Origin of the sequence: Roseateles agri, from assembly GCF_034043675.1 — a bacterium.
GTDB lineage: Bacteria > Pseudomonadota > Gammaproteobacteria > Burkholderiales > Burkholderiaceae_C > KK5.
This window is the reverse complement of sequence record NZ_JAXCLA010000002.1, coordinates 617,621-636,101: the sequence shown is the minus strand read 5'-3', so window position 1 is coordinate 636,101 and position 18,481 is coordinate 617,621. Positions and strand designations below refer to the sequence as shown.

Below are 18,481 nucleotides of genomic sequence, written 5' to 3'. Positions count from 1 at the left end.
CTCAATTGCGAATAGTCTTCAGCGCGGCGGCGCCCAAGCCGAATTGATACAAGATTTGCGTCCACTGCTGAGCGGACTGAGCGAAGGTCGTCTTGTCGAGTTCTTCCGGGACGAAAATCGTGTCCCCAGGCAGCGCGGGCAGGTTATTGATGCCAGAGCCCATGCTGAGCCAGCCGCTGTCTGTTTGCCGCGAGCTGACCACACTACCATTCGCGCGCAATACGAAGACGCTTCCTTCGTCTGCTCCCTTTTTGGCCCCACCGGCTAGTTTCATGACATCGTTCAGCGTGCTGCCACGGGTTAACAGGTAGCTGCCGGCATTGAACACGCTACCAAATACGCCAACTGTTGTTGGCCGGGGTGGCACAGTCAGTCGGTCGCCGTCTTCGACGACCAACTGCGGCAGTGTGCTGCCTGCGGGATCAAGCTGAAGGACAATTCGTCCAGTCGGCCGGACGGTGCGCAGTCGTTCGATGAGCCGTGATGCCCCGGTTGCCCGCTGTGCTTGAGTGGCAGCCTCGTCGGCCGTCAGCGCCCTTTGGGTTGACGTAGTGCGTGTGAAGTCCGTTTCCATATCTCGCAACGCGCGGTCGTAATTGTCTTGCTGGACCTTGCGCACGCTCTCGCGCGAGAAGTCTGTACCGAAGACATAGGCTTGCGGGGTTAGACCGCCTGCAGCCTGAAGTGCGTCCTGCAGCGTGCTGGCGGGCGGAAGCAAGTAGTCGCCCGGGCGCAGGACTTCCCCTTCGACACGCACACGCTTGTATTGCCGATCTTGCGCCAACTCGGCGTCGACTGCGCTGAAGGCGCGCAGCACATCGCCGTTGGAGACTGGTGCGCCGCTCTGCGCGGGCAGGTCGAGTTGGACAACGCGCTTGTCGTTGCGGTCGCTCAGTCGTTCGACGGAGATGCGCGATCGGTCGGCGACGGCGCTGAAGCCGCCAGCCATGTTGATGGCATCCGCGACAGTCTCACCGGCCTTGAGTTCGATGATGCTGGTCTTGTTCACGCTGCCGAGTACGGCTGCCTGGGCGCCGACCTGGCCGATGTAAAGGACGTCTTCTGCCTGTAGAGGCACATCGGTACTCTTGTCGCCCCGCAGCAGCAGGTCGTAGGCGTCGAAATGAGCGATGGTCTTGCCGGATCGGCGGAGTTCGACGTTTCGGAAGCTGCCAGCGGCCGATGGGCCTCCGGCCTGCATCAAGCCGGTCACGACCGTCGAGAGGCTGCTCACCGTATACGGGCCCGGGTGCTGCGTATAGCCGGTGACGTAAATGCGGAAGCTGCGCAGGCGTCCCAGTGCTGTTGTGACCTGGAAGTTCTTGAAGGTCTGGGCCACGCGAGACTGGACGACGTCGTTCAACTGCCCGTAGCGAACGCCCGCCACCATGATCGGGCCCACGCGCGGCACATTGATGCGACCGAGCCGGTCAACGACCAGACGCAAATCAGCGTCGACCGAACCCCATAGCGTGATCTGTACTTCGTCGCCGATACCTAGCACGTAGTCTTCGCCAACCGCGCGCGGTCCGTCTGCCATGCCGTCGCGGCCATCCAGCATCAGGTCGGCGCCGAGCCTGCGCACGATCAACTGAGGCCGGGGTTCGCGAACCTCTCCGGAGGCGGTCGTTTCCGCGGGCATCCTCTGTACCGTCGTGTACGGCTGCACGTCGACGCCGAGCAGTTTATTTACGTACAGCTCGAACTCTCCGGGCTCGTAGCGAGCGGGCCGCCCTGAAATCGTGCGGCGCTCCGAGTCTGCATTGCGCTGGCCTGTGCTCAGATCTTGTTGGGCGCTCGTCTGTGCCGAGAGTCGGAAGGGGCCGTTCGAGCTTGTTGACGTCGAACTGACATCCGTGCTGTCCGCCGCAACTGCAGAGGTGCCAATGCACAAGCAGACCGCGGCAAGCATGGCTACGACGATGTTTGCGCGCTCATGTGAGGCAGGCCGCAAGCCGGCGCGAACGCCGGCGAATGTGAAGTCCATGGGGATATTCATCCGAAGAGAGAAATGGGCAGACGGCCGTAACCGGCGTTTGCGGTGCGCATTCTAGGTTGGGATTTGCGCGGTCCGGCGAAGCGAGCTTAGCCGGGCTTGGCCTGCGGATCGGGCGGAAGTTGGCAACCTATACTTCGCCCATGTTGTATCTGCTGACAGCCTTCTTCGTCGCCGCGGCGGTCACGCTTTTCGTCGTCCGCTCGTCCACCAGGCACGGTCATCTATCCGCGGACCATGATTTGTCGGGGCCGCAGAAGTTTCACGCTCGCCCTGTCCCCCGCATCGGCGGCGTCGGTATTGTCGCCGGGGTATCAATCGCTGCGTTGCTGATGTACGTCACCGACCGCAGTCGCACCGAATTGGCGCTACTGCTACTTGCAGGGCTGCCTGCATTCGTGGTGGGTCTGATTGAAGACTTCACGAAGAAGGTTTCCCCTGGCAAGCGCCTTCTTGCCACTGCAATATCGGCCGTCGTTGGGGCTGTGCTGCTCAATGCCCTCATTGACCGCACCGACATTCCTGGCCTTGACTGGATCGTCTCCTTCGGCGTCGGCGCCCTGATCATCACCGTCTTCGGCGTTGCCGGCGTCGCCAACTCGATCAACATCATCGACGGCTTCAATGGTCTTTCGTCGATGTGCGTCAGCCTGATGCTGCTGGCCTTTGCCTATGTGGCCTACCAGGTCGGCGACAACGAACTCGCGCTGGTGGCCCTGGTTGGCGTCGGCGCGGTGATGGGTTTCTTCGTCTGGAATTTCCCGGCGGGTCTGATCTTCCTGGGCGATGGTGGTGCCTACTTCATGGGCTTTTTCTTGGCCGAAGTGGGCGTGCTGCTGATCAGCCGGCATCACGAGGTTTCGCCGTTGTTTGGCGTGATGGTGTGCATCTATCCGGTCTTCGAGACCCTGTTCTCGATCTACCGCCGCCGCGTGCTGCGCGATGCTTCGCCGGGCCAGCCGGACGGCATCCACTTGCATTCGTTGATCTACCGCCGCCTGATGCGCTGGGCGATCGGGGCACGCGATGCGCGGGCGATGACGCGGCGCAATTCGATGACGGCGCCCTACCTCTGGACGCTGTGCGTGTTCGCGCTGATGCCGGCCCTGCTGTTCTGGGATTCGACGCCCCTGATCGCCGGCTGCATGCTGTTGTTCTCCGTCGGCTATGTGAGCCTCTACTGGCGCATCGTGCGCTTCAAGACGCCCAAATGGCTGGTGCTGCGGGGTAGCCTTCGCGATGTCGATGAATCCGCGCTCGGGAAGCAAAGTCTGGGTAAACCCGATTGATTTCCGCGCATGGCGGATAATCGGAGGATGACCGAAGCCCAACAAGCCGCCGAGATCGACGCTCAGGCCCCTGCCGCATCAGCGCGATTCGACACCCTCCCGCTCGACCCCAAGCTCCTCCGCGCCGTGGCCGACCAAGGCTACGCAACGATGACGCCGATCCAGGCCAAGGCCATTCCGATCGTGTTGGCCGGGCGTGACGTGATGGGCGCGGCCCAGACCGGCACCGGCAAGACCGCCGCATTCTCGATCCCGCTGCTGCAGCGCATGCTGAAGCACGAAACCGCGAGCGTGTCGCCGGCGCGGCATCCGGTGCGGGCGCTGGTGATCGCGCCGACGCGCGAACTGGCGGACCAGGTGGCCAACAACGTCAAGGCCTATTCCAGGCACACGCAACTGCGCGCGGCCTGCGTGTTCGGCGGTGTCGACATGAAGCCGCAGACGGCCGAACTGAAGGCCGGTGTCGAGGTGTTGATCGCCACCCCCGGTCGCCTGCTGGATCACATCGAGGCGAAGAACTGCGTGCTGAACCAGGTCGAGTACGTCGTGCTCGACGAGGCCGACCGCATGCTGGACATCGGCTTCCTGCCCGACCTGCAGCGCATCCTGAGCTACCTGCCCAAGACCCGTCAGACGCTGCTGTTCTCGGCCACGTTCTCGCCGGAGATCAAGCGTCTCGCGCAGAGCTATCTGCAGGAGCCGATCCTGGTCGAGGTGGCGCGGCCCAATGCCACCGCCTCGACCGTCGAACAGCTGTTCTATAGTGTTGCCGACGAGGACAAGCGCAACGCGATCAAGCAGATCATCCGGCAGCGCGAGATCAAGCAGGCGATCGTGTTCGGCAACTCCAAGCTTGGCGTGGCGCGGCTGGCTCGCGCCTTCGAGCGCGACGGTCTGCGCACGGCGGCGCTGCATGGCGACAAGTCGCAGGACGAGCGGCTGAAGTCGCTCGATGCGTTCAAGCGCGGCGAAGTGGACCTGCTCGTGGCGACCGACGTCGCAGCCCGCGGCCTCGACATCGCCGATCTGCCGGCGGTGTTCAATTTCGACGTGCCGTTCAACGCCGAGGACTACGTGCACCGCATCGGCCGCACGGGTCGTGCCGGCGCTTCCGGGATTGCGGTGACGCTGGTGACGCGCTCCGATGCCCGCCTCGTGGCCGACATCGAGAAGCTAATCAAGCGCAAGATCGATCTCGAAGCGCTGGAGGTCGAGGAAGAGCGGCGCGAGCGCCGTCCGCGTCGTGACTACGAAGCGCCGCCGCGTGCTTCGGAGGCCGCTGGCAGCGGTGCCGCCGCGGCACCTCGCCCGGCCTACCGTGCGCCGGCTCCTTCGCCGCGCGATCCCTTCTTCGACAAGCCTTACGAGGCCAGTGCCGCCGGCGGCGATCTGCCCGCCTGGGACAGGGGCCACGCTGCGACGCCGCCCAAGGGCCTCTCGGCCTACATCAAGCCGAAGAAGAAGGTGGCAGCGCTGTTCGGTGCGAAGAAGGTCCCGGAGCCGGTGCAGGAATCCTGAGCCGGCCGTTCAGGCGAGCAGGGCGAATACGGCCGGAACCTTGTCCGGTAGCCCGGCTTGATCGCCGGCAAGCTTGCGCCATTGCGCCACGGTCGCGCTCCGCGTCCAACCCTGCGGCACGCTGAGGCCGCAGCTCACCGACAGCCGCGTCTGCGGCTTCAGTGTCGCAAGCAGTGCCTGTAGCAGGGCGCTGTTGCGATACGGCGTCTCGATCATCAACTGCGTCTGCTGGTGCCTGCCCGACAGTGCTTCCAGTTCGCGGATGCGCGTCGTTCGTGCCGGCGCGTCCACCGGCAGATAGCCGACAAAGGCGAAGCTCTGTCCGTTGAGCCCGCTCGCGGATAGCGCCATCAGCAGCGAACTCGGACCGCTGAGCGGCACCACCTCGATGTCGGCCGCGTGCGCCGCTGCCACCAGGAGTGCGCCGGGATCGGCGATGGCGGGCAGGCCGGCCTCCGATATCAAGCCCAGATCCTGTCCGTCGAATATCGGCGTTAGCAATGCCTGCCAGGCGGCGTTCTGGCTGGCAGCGTCGCCGGCTCGCCCCTTCGGTGCGCGCGGCAGTTCCTTGATGTCCTGCTGTTGCAGCGGCGTTACCAGCGGCACCAAGGCGTCGACGCGCTTCAGGAAGGCACGCGTTGTCTTCGCATTTTCCGCGGCCCAGTGGCCCAACCGCGCGGCGATGTCGATCACCTGTTGCGGCAGCACTTCGCGCAGGTCGGTAGCCGCTGCGCCTTCGATGCCGAAATCCAGGGTGTTCGGCACCAGGTAGAGCCTTCCTTTGGCTGGTGCAGTCATGTTGGCGTCCCCGAATGCAGTAGTGGATTGATGCCCGCCTCACGCAGCATGGCGCAGGTGCGGATCAGCGGCAGGCCGACCAGCGCGGTAGGGTCATCCGATTCGATCGCATCGAGCAGCGCGATGCCCATCGTTTCCGACTTCGCACTGCCGGCGCAGTCGTACGGCTGCTCGGCGAGCAGGTAGCTCTCAATTTCAGCGTCGGCCAAGGTGCGAAAGCGTACCCGCACCGGCGCCAGTCCCTGCCGGACGAAGCCTCTGGCGGCGCAGACGACGGCCACCGCCGTCTGGAATACGACCGACTGACCGCTCATCGAGTGCAACTGCGCGACGGCACGCTCGTGCGTACCGGGCTTGCCGATCGGCTCACCGTTCAGGTCCGCAACCTGGTCCGAGCCGATCACGACCGCATCGGGAAACTTGCGGGCCACCGCCCAGGCCTTGGCGAGTGCGAGACGGGTGGCCAGCGCGGCCGGTGCTTCACCGGGCTGCGGCGTCTCGTCGATGTCGGGAGGACTGACGGAGAAGGGCAGCCGCAGGCGCTCCAGCAATTCGCGCCGATAACGCGAGGTCGAGCCGAGAATGAGCGTGGGGGAGGGGCTTGTGAGGCTGGTTTCGGGCATTCCGCAAGTGTCCCACCCTTACACTTGCGCCCATGAAGAAGCGCGCATTTGTTCCCGAGAAACTGGACGTCGAAAACTTCATCAAGGATGAGGCGAGCCTCGAGGGCGAATGGCCGGCGAGCGACTTGGCCCGGTTTGCCGCGTCGGCGGCACCGGAGCGGCCTGCTGACGGCTGGCCGCCGGTTCGGTGGCGTCTGCAGGGGCAGTTGCGCGAACAGCGCCGCGCCGATCCCCAGCTGTGGCTGCAGGTCGAAGCGAGCGGCGGTGCCTGGCTGACTTGCCAGCGCTGCCTGCAGCCGGTCGAGGAACGGCTGGACGTTTCGCGCTGGTTCCAGTTCGTCGGCAGCGAAGACGAGGCGGCAAGCCTGGACGCCGAGGCCGAGGAAGATGTTCTTGCGTTGACGCGCCACCTCGACGCACGCGAGCTGATCGAGGATGAGCTGCTGCTGGCGCTGCCGCTGGTGCCTCGCCACGAGAGCTGTCCGGAGCCGCTGTCGGCGCAGGGCGGTGGGTTGGCCGAGGATGAAGGGGCTGATGAAGAGCAGCGTCCTAATCCATTTGCCAAGCTGGCCGCTCTGAAGAAGGGCGGCCCGACGCAGTAGTCCGAAGCCGGCGGGCTCGCTATTTCGCCAAAACGCAATAGCGTGCTAGAATTTTGGGCTTTCCCCGGTTCGAGTCTCACAGTAGCGCGCTGCAAGGCGGCGGCTGGCGCATGGTGCGCATGAACTCGTGCACATCAATTGCGGCATCCGGGGTGTGGCGTCTGTGATCAGGCGGTCCACTCATCGGAGCCTTAGGAGAATTTCATGGCCGTTCAGCAAAACAAGAAGTCGCCCTCCAAGCGTGGCATGCACCGCTCGCACAACGCCCTGGTCACCCCGGGCACCGCGATCGAGCCGACCACCGGCGAAACGCATCTGCGTCACCACATCAGCGCCACCGGTTTCTACCGTGGCCGCAAGGTCCTGAAGACCAAGGCTGACGCCTCCTGATCGATCAGGTTTCGTGCGGCGATTGCCGCACGATCGTCTGTTCAGACAAATACCCGGCCTGTGCCTTGTTGCAGTGCCGGGTTTTTGCGTTGTGACCTCTGTCGCAATGCTGGCGTAAAGTCGCCGCCGTCTCCCATCTGCCGGGCCTCGTGCCTGGACTGATCTGCATATGCCCACTGCCGCCGCCGCTCCTTCCGATGTGATCCGCATTGCCATCGACTGCATGGGCGGGGATCACGGACCGTCGGTGACGTTGCCTGCCGCCCAGGCCTTCCTGGCCGCGCATCCGCAGGCCGAGCTGGTACTCGTCGGCCTGCCCGAGGCGCTGGCGCCGGCTGCCGGCTGGGCGCGCTGCCGGCTCGTCTACGCCGCCGAAGTCGTCACGATGGACGACCCGATCGAGGTCGCGCTGCGCAAGAAGAAGCAGTCTTCGATGCGCGTCGCGATCACCCAGTTGAAGGCGGCCGATGGTGCGTCGCCACTGGCCCATGCCTGTGTGTCCGCCGGCAACACCGGCGCCCTGATGGCCGTCGCGCGCTATCTGCTGAAGACGCTGGATGGCATCGATCGTCCGGCCATCGCCACCGTGATGCCCAACCAGGCCGGTCGCTACACGACGGTGCTGGATCTTGGTGCCAACGTCGACTGCACGGCCGAGCACCTGCTGCAGTTCGCCGTGATGGGCAGCGCGCTGGTCGCGGCTGTCGACGGCAAGGAAGACCCGAGCGTCGGCCTCCTGAACATCGGCGAGGAGATGATCAAGGGCAGCGAGACGATCAAGCGCGCCGGCGAACTGCTCCGCCAGGCTGCGGCCGACGGCCACATGAACTTCTACGGCAACGTCGAAGGTAACGACATCTTCAAGGGCACGACCGATCTGGTCGTCTGCGACGGCTTCGTCGGCAACGTCGCACTGAAGACCGCCGAGGGCGTGGCCACGATGATGGGCGCGATGATCAAAGAGGAATTCAGCCGCAGTTGGCTGACGAAGCTGTCCGCCTTGGTGGCGATGCCGGTCCTGCAGCGTTTCCGTGGGCGTGTCGATCATCGCCGCTTCAATGGCGCGGCCCTGCTGGGCCTGCGCGGCCTGGTCTTCAAAAGCCATGGTTCGGCCGATGCCTTCGCCTTCGAGCAGGCTCTGAACAGAGCTTATGATGCGGCCCGCAACCGGCTGCTCGACCGGGTCCACGACCGCATCGTCGAAACCTTGCAGGCGATGCCTGCGGCTCCGGCCGATGACACGACTGTCACAGGAGACGGGGCGCTAGACATCCCCCAGACTGCATGACCACCGCTTCCCCCCGCTACTCACGCATCATCGGCACCGGCAGTTTCCTGCCACCGCGACGACTGACCAACGCCGATCTGGCGGTGCAACTCGCCAAGGACGACATCGAGACGTCCGACGAATGGATCGTCGAGCGCACCGGCATCCGCGCCCGCCACTTCGCCGAGCCGGACGTCACTTCGAGCGACCTGGCGCTGCCGGCCGCGCGCGCCGCGCTCGAAGCCGCCGGCGTGAAGGCTGAGGAGATCGACCTGATCATCGTCGCGACCTCGACGCCGGACATGATCTTCCCGTCCACCGCCGCGCTGCTGCAGCACAAGCTTGGCATCCACGGTTGCCCGGCCTTCGATGTGCAGGCCGTCTGCTCCGGCTTTGTCTATGCGCTGACGGTGGCCGATTCAATGATCAAGAGCGGCGCTGCGAGCAAGGCGCTGGTCATCGGCGCCGAAGTGTTCTCCCGCATCCTCGATTTCAAGGACCGCACGACCTGCGTGCTGTTCGGCGACGGCGCCGGCGCCGTCGTGCTGGCGGGCAGTGACGAACCCGGCATCGTTGCCAGCGAACTGCACGCCGATGGCCGCCACGTCGACATCCTCTGCGTGCCCGGCAATGTCGCCGGCGGCAAGGTGCTGGGCGATCCCTTCCTGAAGATGGACGGCCAGGCAGTGTTCAAGCAGGCCGTCAACGTGCTGGAAAAGGTGGCCCGTTCGGTGCTGCAGAAGGCTGGCCGCAGCGAATCGGACATCGACTGGCTGGTGCCCCATCAAGCCAACATCCGCATCATGCAAGGCACGGCCAAGAAGCTGAAGATGCCGCTGGAGAAACTGATCGCCACGGTCGACGAGCACGGCAATACCTCGGCCGCCTCGATCCCGCTGGCGCTGGATGTCGCCGTGCGCGATGGCCGCATCAAGCCCGGCCACACCGTGATGCTGGAAGGCGTCGGCGGTGGCTTCACCTGGGGCGCGGTGCTGCTGGACTTCTGAGTTATTCAATCGATAGTTACCTATGAGCGCAACGTTTGCATTCGTGTTCCCCGGCCAGGGATCGCAGGCTGTCGGCATGCTGGACGCCTGGGGCGACCACCCCGAAGTGGCGCGCACGCTGGCTGAAGCCTCCGCCGCACTGGGCGAGGACATCGGCGCCCTGATCAAGGCCGGCCCCAAGGAACAGCTGGACCTGACGACCAACACCCAGCCCGTGATGCTGACCGCCGGCATCGCCTGCTACCGCGCCTGGATCGCCGAGACGGGCCTCGTTCCCGCCGCCGCCGCCGGCCATTCGTTGGGCGAGTACACGGCGCTGGTCGCTTCCGGCGCGCTGAGCCTGGCCGATGCGCTGCCGCTGGTGCGCTTCCGTGCGCAGGCGATGCAGGAGGCCGTGCCGGTCGGTGTGGGCGCGATGTATGCCGTGCTGGGCCTGGATGGCGAAACGGTGCGCACGGTCTGCAAGCAGGTCGCGGCCGACAGTGGCGAGGTGATCGAGGCTGTCAATTTCAATGACCCGAAGCAGACCGTCATCGCAGGCAGCAAGGCCGGTGCGGACAAGGCCGCCGAGGCGCTGAAGGCCGCGGGCGCCAAGCGCGCGCTGCCGCTGTCGGTGTCTGCGCCTTTCCATTCGAGTCTGATGAAGCCGGCCGCCGAGCGGCTGCGCGAGAAGCTCGCTGCGGTGAACTTCGGCGCGCAGGCCTTCCCGGTCGTCAACAACATCGACGTGGCCGTCACGCCCGATGCTGCGGCGCTGCGTGATGCGCTGTACCGCCAGGCCTTCGGCCCGGTGCGCTGGGTCGAGGTGATCCAGGCGCTCAAGGCCCGCGGTCTGACGCACATCATCGAATGCGGCCCGGGCAAGGTGCTGGCCGGCATGGTCAAGCGCATCGACGGCGAACTCGCCAGCACCACGGTGCTGGACCCGGCCTCGCTGGCCGAAGCCAAGGCCCTGCTGGGCTGACGAGAACCTCTTATGTCTACTGAGAACACGAACAAGCAGGTGGCGCTGGTCACCGGTGCCAGCCGCGGCATCGGCCGCGCGATCGCACTGGCGCTGGCGGAGCAGGGCTTCACCGTCATCGGCACCGCCACGACCGAGGTCGGCGCCGCCGGCATCACGGAAGCGCTGGCGAGCCTTGGTGGTCGCGGCATCGCGCTGAACGTCAACGACGCGGCGGCCGTCGATGTGGCCATCGACGCCATCGTCAAGACGGACGGCGGCCTGCAGGTGCTGGTCAACAACGCCGGCATCACGCGCGACAACCTGTCGATGCGGATGAAGGACGACGAGTGGGATGCCGTCGTCGACACCAACCTGAAGGCCGTGTTCCGCATGAGCCGCGCGGTGATGCGCACAATGATGAAGCAGCGCTACGGCCGCATCATCAACATCACCTCGGTCGTCGGCGCATCCGGTAACCCGGGCCAGGCCAACTACGCGGCGGCCAAGGCCGGCGTGGCCGGCATGACGCGCTCGCTGGCGCGCGAACTGGGCAGCCGCGGCATCACCGTCAACTGCGTGGCGCCGGGCTTCATTGCCACCGACATGACCGAAGTCCTGCCCGAGGCCCAGAAGGCCGCGCTGCTGGCTTCGATTCCCGCCGGCCGGCTGGGCGAGCCGAAGGAGATCGCCGATGCGGTGGCCTTCCTCGCCTCGACGCGCGCGGGCTACATCACCGGCACCGAACTGCACGTCAACGGCGGCATGTACATGAACTGAGGCGGTCGCTGGCGTTTGCAGCGGCCACCCACCGGATCGGCCCGGCCGGTGAGGGCCTCGGAAGACGACCGTCTTCGAGGCCTTAGAATCCCGGGCTGTTCTTAGCAATCCACTCCTGGAGGAGTCATGAGCGATATCGAAACCCGTGTCAAGAAAATCGTCGCCGAACAACTCGGCGTGCCCGAAGCGGACGTGACGAACGAAAAGGCGTTCGTTGCCGATCTGGGCGCTGATTCGCTCGACACGGTCGAACTGGTGATGGCCCTCGAAGACGAGTTCGGCATCGAGATCCCGGACGAAGAGGCCGAGAAGATCACCACGGTGCAACTGGCGATCGACTACGCCGTCAATCACCAGAAGGCCTGAGCGGCACACCGCTCAAGCCACACCGTTTCAACTGATTTCCGCACCGCATGAGCCGTCGTCGCGTCGTCGTCACCGGTCTCGGTCTGATCAGCCCCGTGGGCAACACGGTCGCTGAGGGCTGGGCCAACATCCTGGCCGGCAAGACCGGCATTGACCGCATCACCCGTTTCGATCCCACCAACTTCGCCTGCCAGTTCGCAGGCGAGGTGAAGGGTTTCGACGTCAGCGAGTACCTCAATTCCAAAGAGGCGCGGACGATGGATACGTTCATCCATTACGGATTCGCGGCTTCTGCCCAGGCGATCAAGGACGCGGGTCTGCCAACCGGCGATCAGTTGACCGAAGAGCAGGCCGAGCGCATCGGCGTGCTCGTGGGCTCGGGCATCGGCGGTCTGCCGATGATCGAGGAAACCCACGCTGAACTGGTGGCTCGCGGCCCGCGCCGCGTGTCTCCATTCTTTGTGCCGGCGTCGATCATCAACATGATCTCCGGCCACGTGTCCATCAAGTTCGGCTTCCAGGGGCCGAACCTTGCGATCGTCACCGCCTGCACCACCGGTCTGCATGCCATCGGCGAGGCCGGCCGGATGATCGAGTACGGCGATGCCGACGTGATGATCGCCGGCGGCGCCGAATCGACGGTTTCGCCGCTGGGCATCGGCGGCTTTGCCGCGGCCCGCGCGCTGTCCACTCGCAACGATGATCCCAAGACGGCCTCGCGCCCCTGGGACAAGGACCGCGACGGCTTCGTGCTGGGCGAGGGTGCCGGCGTGCTGGTGCTCGAAGAGTATGAACACGCCAAGGCCCGCGGCGCCAAGATCTATTGCGAACTGGTCGGCTTCGGCATGGGTGCGGATGCGTACCACATGACCGCACCGAACGTCGACGGCCCCAAGCGTTCGATGAAGGCTGCCTTGCGCAACGCCGGCCTGAACCCGGACCAGATCCAGTACATGAATGCTCACGGCACCTCTACGCCGCTGGGTGACGTCAACGAGACGAACGCGATCAAGCTCGCGTTCGGCGACCACGCCAAGAAGATGGTCGTCAGCTCGACCAAGTCGATGACCGGCCACCTGCTGGGCGGCGCCGGTGGCATCGAATCGGTGTTCACGGCCCTGGCCATGCGCGACCAGGTCGCGCCGCCGACGATCAACATCTTCAACCAGGATCCCGAGTGCGACCTGGACTACTGCGCCAACGAGGCGCGGCCGATGAAGATGGAGTACGCCGCGAAGAACAACTTCGGCTTTGGCGGCACCAACGGCACGCTGATCTTCAAGCGCGTCTGAGCGGGGTGAGTGGGCCGTGAGCACGGCCCAGCGCCACCCGCCCGCCCTTCGTATCGAGGTGAGCGCGCAGCCGCGGCTGCAGGCCGCCATTGCGCTGCTTACCATGCTTTCCTGGACCAGTCTTGTCGCCGGCCTGGCGCAGCACCTGCCCGGCCTGGCCTGGTTGATGCCGGCCGTGCCCGTGGTCGGGCTGGCTGGCTGGCGGCTCGCCCGCGTCGAGCCCCGCCGGCTGCAATGGGATGGGCAGACTTGGCGCCTCGGCCCGGACTCGCAGGTCGAGCCCGGCGCGGACGTCGACCTGGAATCCCTGTTCGACTTCGGTGACTGGCTGCTGCTGCGTGCGCAGCCTCCGGGCGCAGGCTTGCTGCCGCGTCGGCGCAGCTACCTGCCACTGAGCCGGCGGGCGGTCGGCGCCGATTGGGGGCGCCTGCGCGCGACGCTGTATTCGGCGCGGCCCCGGCGACCGGCCGCAGCATGACCATCGACGACCCGGATGCACCGCTGGTGGAGCGGGCGCAGCGTGGCGACATGCAGGCCTTCGAGATGCTGGTCGTCAAGTACCAGCGCCGCGTCGAACGCCTGATCGCTCGCATGCTGCGTGACGTGGATCTGGTGGCCGATGTCGCGCAGGACACCTTCCTGCGCGCTTACCGAGCGCTGCCGGGCTTTCGCGGCGAAAGCGCGTTCTACACCTGGCTCTACCGCATTGCCGTCAACACTACCAAGCGCCACATGAGCCGGCTGCAGCGGGATCTTCTCGTCAGCGAGTCGACCCTGGAATCGGGGGATGGAGATCAGGAACTTTTCCGCCCCAGCGCGACTCTCAGCGATGGCGTGACACCGGAAAGCCAGCTCGCAGCCAAGGAGCTGGCGCAGGCGGTCAGTGCCGCCGTCGACGGCCTGGCCGAGGATTTTCGGCGTGCGTTGCTGCTGCGTGAAGTGGACGGCATGAGCTACGAGGAGATCGCGGAGCTGCTCGGCTGCCCGGTCGGTACCGTGCGTTCGCGGATCTTCCGGGCCCGCGAAGCCGTGGCGGCGCAGTTGCGGCCGTTGCTGGGCACGCGCGGCGGCGATCGATGGTGAGAGACATAACGAGGGGGCAAGCGCCATGAAGGAAGAAAGCGATGTGACGGGTGAGCCCTGGCGGCAGGCCTTGTCCGATCTCGCCGATGGCCGCGCCGGCGCCGGGCAGGCGGGTGCGCTGGCCGCCGCCTGGAAGGGGAACCCCGAGATACGGCGCGATTGGCACGCCATCCATCTGATCGGCGACACGCTTCGTTCCGCCGAGCTGGCGCAGGAGGCCCGACCGGCGGCCGATTTCCTCGCCGAGCTGCGCGGTCGCCTGGCTGCCGAGCCGGTGCCGCTGCGCCCGCGCCGCTGGCAGGCCTGGCTGGCGCCGCTGGCCGTCGCGGCGAGCTTCGTCGTCGTCGCGCTCGCGGTGCCGGGGCTGCAGTCGATGCTGGGCGGCCGGCAGGGCAATGAGCAGTTCGCGCTGCAGACGCCATCGGGTGTTGCTGCAGCGGGATCGACGCTTGCCGGCAACCAGCCGAGCTTCGCGCAGAGCGTGGCCGAACCTTCCGTGCCGGTGATCGAGACGGTCTGGCAGCCCGCTGGCAACGCCGATGCGGTCGCGCCGTTCGAGCTGGCGGTGCCGGCCGCTGCTCCGTCCGCGCCGAGGCCGGCCGCGCGTTGATGGCATCATGCACGGCGGCCTCTCGCCGTGCGTCTTGTCGCTTCGACCTTCCATCATGACCATGCCCGCTTCACGATCGCTGTCCCTGCTGCTGTCAACCGCCGTGCTCGGTCTGGGCCTCGGCATGGCATCGCTTCCCGCCGCCGCGGACACGGTGACGCTGCCGGACTTCACCGAACTGGTCGAGCGCGTCGGCCCTGCCGTCGTCAATATCCGCACCTCCGAACACCTGAAGATCGGCGGCGCCACCGGCAATCCGCAGATCGACGAGCAGATGCAGGAGTTCCTGCGTCGCTTTGGCATCCCGATTCCGCCGCGCAAGGGCACGCCGCCTCGCAAGGCGCCGGGCAATCCCGCCGATCCCGGCAGCGATGACGACGACGATGACAGCCCGCAGCGCAGCGGTGTGGCCTCGGGCTTCATCCTCAGCGCCGACGGTTTCGTGATGACCAATGCCCACGTCGTTGCCGATGCGGACGAGGTCTTCGTGACGCTGACGGACAAGCGCGAGTTCAAGGCCAAGATCATCGGCGCCGACGAGCGTTCCGACATCGCCGTGCTCAAGATCGAGGCCACCGGCCTGCCGGCGGTGAAGATCGGCGATGTGAGCAAGCTGAAGGTCGGCGAATGGGTGATGGCCATCGGTTCGCCCTTCGGCTTCAGCAACACGGTGACGGCCGGCATCGTCAGCGCCAAGGAGCGCGACACCGGTGACCTGCAGTCTTTCATCCAGACCGACGTGGCGATCAACCCCGGCAATTCGGGCGGACCGCTCCTGAACATGCGCGGCGAGGTCGTCGGCGTGAACTCGCAGATCTACAGCCAGTCCGGCGGCTTCATGGGGATCTCGTTCGCGATCCCGATCGACAGCGCGATCCGCGTGTCCGAGCAACTGCGTGGCTCCGGCCGGGTCGTGCGCGGCATGCTGGGCCTGTACCCGGACGACCTGAGCAAGGAGATCGCCGAAGCGATCGGCCTGGGCAAGCCCACCGGCGCGCTGGTCCGCCGCATCACGGCCGATGGCCCGGCCGACAAGGCCGGCATCGAAGGCGGCGACGTGATCACGAAGATCGATGGCAAGACGGTCGAGAAGGCGTTGGATCTGCGCCGGCTGATCGCGGCCATCAAGCCTGGCAGCAAGGTCACGCTGCAGGTCTACCGCCGCGGTGCCTACAAGGACATCGGCGTGACGATCGGCGAGCTGCCCGATGAACGCAAGGCAGCGGCCGGTGGCGAGGAAGAGCCCGAAGGCAAGGGCGGTGCTGGCGCCAAGCCGCAGCCCGCGGCGGCGGCCTTGGGGCTGCGCGTCAGCGACCTGACCCCGGCGCAGAGGCGCGAACTGAAGCTGCAAGGCGGCGTGCGCATCGACGCGGCGACCGATGCCGCCGCGCGCGCCGGCCTGCGCGAAGGGGATCTGATCCTGGCGCTGAACAATGCGGAAGTCGGCGGCGTCAAGCAGTTCCTGGCTCAGCTCGCCAAGCTGGACAAGTCCAAGCCGGTCAACCTGATGGTGCGCCGTGACGACGTGGTCAGCTTTGTGTTGCTGCGCCCCGGCCGCTGAGAAACAAAGCGGACTGCCGGCGCGGGTCTTTCCACATCATGGGACTACAGCAAGCTGCTAGCGACCGCTCGGTCGGATGATTGTGGAAAGATGTTTGTTGGTGCTTGCTAACTCTGTCTCACCCCGAACCCGATTGTTGGCGTGCTCGGATAGAATCGGCGTTTTTGGCGCCCGTTTCGAGCGATTTCGCGCATGACGTCCGCGGGTCGACTAGGGCAAACCAGAATCGAAAAGTCGTGCACAGCTTGTCCCGCCGAATCTGTGGATAAGCTGTGGATGGATTTTCTTGTTGGCGGACCGCAACGACCGGAAAACGAGCAGCGGTGCGGTTCCCAGCGAGGCCTTTTGGCTACAATGGAAGCCCAACAAGCAGTTGCCATAAGTTTTGTTGGAAGGCGCGTCACCGATTCGACGTGCCTTTTTTTTATGTCCCGCACGGCCTCTGCGAGGCCTTCACATCGCTGCGCGATATGAGTCTCCGTCGCAACGGCTTTGCCCTTGCATCATCGGCCCGACCTTCGCGCGATTCAGCATGAACCACATCCGCAATTTCTCCATCATCGCCCACATCGACCACGGCAAAAGCACGCTGGCCGATCGCATCATCCAGCGTTGCGGAGGGCTCTCGGACCGCGAGATGGAAGCGCAGGTGCTGGACTCGATGGACATCGAGCGCGAGCGTGGCATCACGATCAAGGCGCAGACGGCCGCCCTGAAATACAAGGCCCGCGACGGCCAGGTCTACAACCTCAACCTGATCGACACGCCGGGGCATGTGGACTTCTCGTACGAAGTCTCGCGCTCGCTGTCGGCTTGCGAGGGCGCGCTGCTGGTCGTCGACGCCAGCCAGGGTGTCGAGGCGCAGACCGTGGCGAACTGCTACACGGCGCTGGAGCTCGGCGTCGAGGTCGTGCCGGTGCTCAACAAGATGGACCTGCCCAACGCGGATCCTGAGAACGCGAAGTCGGAGATCGAGGACGTCATCGGCATCGACGCCACCGACGCGATCCCCTGCAGCGCCAAGACCGGCATGGGCATCGACGACATCATCGAGGCGGTGATCGCCCGCATGCCGCCGCCCAAGGGCATAGTCGATGCGCCGCTGCGCGCGATGATCATCGACTCCTGGTACGACGCCTACGTCGGCGTCGTGATGCTGGTGCGGGTGGTCGACGGTACGCTGAAGAAAGGCGAGCGCATCCGCATGATGGCTTCCAACGCCGTCTATCCGGCCGACAACCTGGGCGTGTTCTCGCCCAAGTCGGAGTCGCGCGACCAGCTGAACGCGGGCGAGGTGGGCTTCATCATCGCCGGCATCAAGGAACTGCAGGCCGCCAAGGTCGGCGACACCATCACGCTGGAAAAGAAGCTGCCGAACAATCTCGGGCCGGCCGAGACCGCGCTGCCCGGCTTCAAGGAGATCCAGCCGCAGGTCTTCGCCGGCCTCTATCCGACCGAAGCCAGCGAGTACGACCAGTTGCGCGACGCGCTGGAGAAGCTCAAGCTCAACGACTCGTCGCTGCGCTATGAACCCGAGGTCTCGCAGGCCCTGGGCTTCGGCTTCCGCTGCGGCTTCCTCGGCCTGCTGCACATGGAGATCGTGCAGGAGCGCCTGGAACGCGAGTTCGACCAGGACCTGATCACCACCGCGCCCAGCGTCGTCTACGAGGTCGTGATCGGCAACGGCGATGTGATCGAGGTCGAGAACCCGTCCAAGATGCCCGAGATCGGCCAGATCCAGGAGATCCGCGAGCCCATCGTCACCGTGCACCTGTACATGCCGCAGGACTACGTCGGCCCGGTGATGACCCTGGCCAACCAGAAGCGCGGCAACCAGATCAACATGGCCTACCACGGCAAGCAGGTCATGCTGACCTACGAGATGCCGCTGGCCGAGATCGTGCTGGACTTCTTCGACAAGCTGAAGAGCGTCTCGCGCGGCTACGCCTCGATGGACTACGAGTTCAAGGAATACCGCGCCTCCGACGTCGTGAAGGTCGACATTCTGATCAACGGCGACCGCGTGGACGCGCTCTCGATCATCGTGCACCGCGCGCAGAGCCAGTTCCGCGGCCGCGGCGTGGCCGCGAAGATGCGCGAGCAGATCCCGCGCCAGATGTACGACGTGGCCATCCAGGCGGCGATCGGCGCCAACATCATCGCCCGCGAGAACATCAAGGCGATGCGCAAGAACGTGCTGGCAAAATGCTACGGCGGCGACATCACCCGCAAGCGCAAGCTGCTCGAAAAGCAGAAGGCCGGCAAGAAGCGCATGAAGCAGATCGGCTCGGTCGAGGTGCCTCAGGAAGCCTTCCTGGCCATCCTTCAGGTCGACGATTGAAACCCGGCGCCTAAC

At 65.6% G+C, this 18,481-nt stretch carries 18 protein-coding genes; 15 read left to right on the top strand and 3 right to left on the bottom strand.

Going from position 1 to position 18,481, the window contains the following annotated elements; genetic code table 11:
• Window position 1: 1 nt before the first annotated feature.
• The gene (locus SNE35_RS07030) at window positions 2-1,987 is read right to left on the bottom strand and encodes an SLBB domain-containing protein (protein WP_320422152.1); all 1,986 of its coding nucleotides are present in this window, start codon (window positions 1,985-1,987) and stop codon (window positions 2-4) included.
• A gap of 152 nt (window positions 1,988-2,139) precedes the next feature.
• Between SNE35_RS07030 and SNE35_RS07025 the strand changes: the two genes are divergently transcribed.
• On the top strand, window positions 2,140-3,285 hold the full coding sequence (locus tag SNE35_RS07025; RefSeq protein WP_320422151.1) for an MraY family glycosyltransferase: 1,146 nt from the start codon (window positions 2,140-2,142) through the stop codon (window positions 3,283-3,285).
• Between the two features lie 27 nt (window positions 3,286-3,312).
• The gene (locus SNE35_RS07020; RefSeq protein ID WP_320422150.1) at window positions 3,313-4,803 is read left to right on the top strand and encodes a DEAD/DEAH box helicase; all 1,491 of its coding nucleotides are present in this window, start codon (window positions 3,313-3,315) and stop codon (window positions 4,801-4,803) included.
• A gap of 9 nt (window positions 4,804-4,812) precedes the next feature.
• On the opposite strand, the gene SNE35_RS07015 is transcribed toward SNE35_RS07020, so the two are convergent.
• Together SNE35_RS07015 and SNE35_RS07010 are read right to left on the bottom strand one after the other, a co-directional pair.
• Entirely contained in the window at window positions 4,813-5,601 is a 789-nt protein-coding gene (locus SNE35_RS07015; RefSeq protein ID WP_320422149.1) for an SAM-dependent methyltransferase, read from the bottom strand.
• The gene (locus SNE35_RS07010; RefSeq protein WP_320422148.1) at window positions 5,598-6,224 is read right to left on the bottom strand and encodes a Maf family nucleotide pyrophosphatase; all 627 of its coding nucleotides are present in this window, start codon (window positions 6,222-6,224) and stop codon (window positions 5,598-5,600) included. The genes SNE35_RS07015 and SNE35_RS07010 overlap by 4 nt, the downstream gene beginning before the upstream one ends.
• Before the next feature lie 32 nt (window positions 6,225-6,256).
• Between SNE35_RS07010 and SNE35_RS07005 the strand changes: the two genes are divergently transcribed.
• The 13 genes from SNE35_RS07005 to lepA all read left to right on the top strand — a co-directional run bounded on the left by SNE35_RS07005 (window position 6,257) and on the right by lepA (window position 18,466).
• A complete protein-coding gene (locus SNE35_RS07005) occupies window positions 6,257-6,826 on the top strand; it encodes a YceD family protein (RefSeq protein ID WP_320422147.1) in 570 nt (189 codons plus the stop codon).
• A 204-nt stretch (window positions 6,827-7,030) separates the two neighbouring features.
• Window positions 7,031-7,216, top strand: a complete 186-nt coding sequence (gene rpmF / locus SNE35_RS07000) for a 50S ribosomal protein L32 (protein ID WP_320422146.1) — start codon at window positions 7,031-7,033, stop codon at window positions 7,214-7,216.
• Between the two features lie 169 nt (window positions 7,217-7,385).
• Window positions 7,386-8,504 (top strand): phosphate acyltransferase PlsX, encoded by a 1,119-nt coding sequence (gene plsX, locus SNE35_RS06995; RefSeq protein WP_320422145.1) that lies wholly within the window; start codon window positions 7,386-7,388, stop codon window positions 8,502-8,504.
• Window positions 8,501-9,490 (top strand): beta-ketoacyl-ACP synthase III, encoded by a 990-nt coding sequence (locus tag SNE35_RS06990; protein WP_320422144.1) that lies wholly within the window; start codon window positions 8,501-8,503, stop codon window positions 9,488-9,490. Before plsX ends, SNE35_RS06990 begins: the two co-directional genes overlap by 4 nt.
• Before the next feature lie 22 nt (window positions 9,491-9,512).
• Window positions 9,513-10,454, top strand: coding sequence for an ACP S-malonyltransferase (gene fabD / locus SNE35_RS06985; protein WP_320422143.1), 942 nt, complete (start codon window positions 9,513-9,515; stop codon window positions 10,452-10,454).
• A gap of 12 nt (window positions 10,455-10,466) precedes the next feature.
• Window positions 10,467-11,213 carry a 3-oxoacyl-ACP reductase FabG gene (fabG, locus tag SNE35_RS06980; protein ID WP_320422142.1) on the top strand — a complete coding sequence of 249 codons (747 nt, stop codon included), beginning with the start codon at window positions 10,467-10,469 and terminating at the stop codon, window positions 11,211-11,213.
• A gap of 126 nt (window positions 11,214-11,339) precedes the next feature.
• Complete coding sequence (acpP, locus tag SNE35_RS06975; protein WP_320422141.1) at window positions 11,340-11,579, top strand: acyl carrier protein; 240 nt, start codon at window positions 11,340-11,342, stop codon at window positions 11,577-11,579.
• A 47-nt stretch (window positions 11,580-11,626) separates the two neighbouring features.
• A complete protein-coding gene (fabF, locus tag SNE35_RS06970) occupies window positions 11,627-12,871 on the top strand; it encodes a beta-ketoacyl-ACP synthase II (RefSeq protein ID WP_320422140.1) in 1,245 nt (414 codons plus the stop codon).
• A gap of 16 nt (window positions 12,872-12,887) precedes the next feature.
• On the top strand, window positions 12,888-13,349 hold the full coding sequence (locus tag SNE35_RS06965; RefSeq protein WP_320422139.1) for a hypothetical protein: 462 nt from the start codon (window positions 12,888-12,890) through the stop codon (window positions 13,347-13,349).
• Entirely contained in the window at window positions 13,346-13,954 is a 609-nt protein-coding gene (gene rpoE / locus SNE35_RS06960; RefSeq protein ID WP_320422138.1) for an RNA polymerase sigma factor RpoE, read from the top strand. The genes SNE35_RS06965 and rpoE overlap by 4 nt, the downstream gene beginning before the upstream one ends.
• 25 nt (window positions 13,955-13,979) lie before the next feature.
• Window positions 13,980-14,564, top strand: a complete 585-nt coding sequence (locus SNE35_RS06955) for an RseA family anti-sigma factor (protein ID WP_320422137.1) — start codon at window positions 13,980-13,982, stop codon at window positions 14,562-14,564.
• Between the two features lie 61 nt (window positions 14,565-14,625).
• The gene (locus SNE35_RS06950; RefSeq protein WP_320422136.1) at window positions 14,626-16,125 is read left to right on the top strand and encodes a Do family serine endopeptidase; all 1,500 of its coding nucleotides are present in this window, start codon (window positions 14,626-14,628) and stop codon (window positions 16,123-16,125) included.
• 532 nt (window positions 16,126-16,657) lie between these two features.
• Window positions 16,658-18,466 carry a translation elongation factor 4 gene (gene lepA / locus SNE35_RS06945; protein WP_320422135.1) on the top strand — a complete coding sequence of 603 codons (1,809 nt, stop codon included), beginning with the start codon at window positions 16,658-16,660 and terminating at the stop codon, window positions 18,464-18,466.
• Window positions 18,467-18,481: the final 15 nt, after the last annotated feature.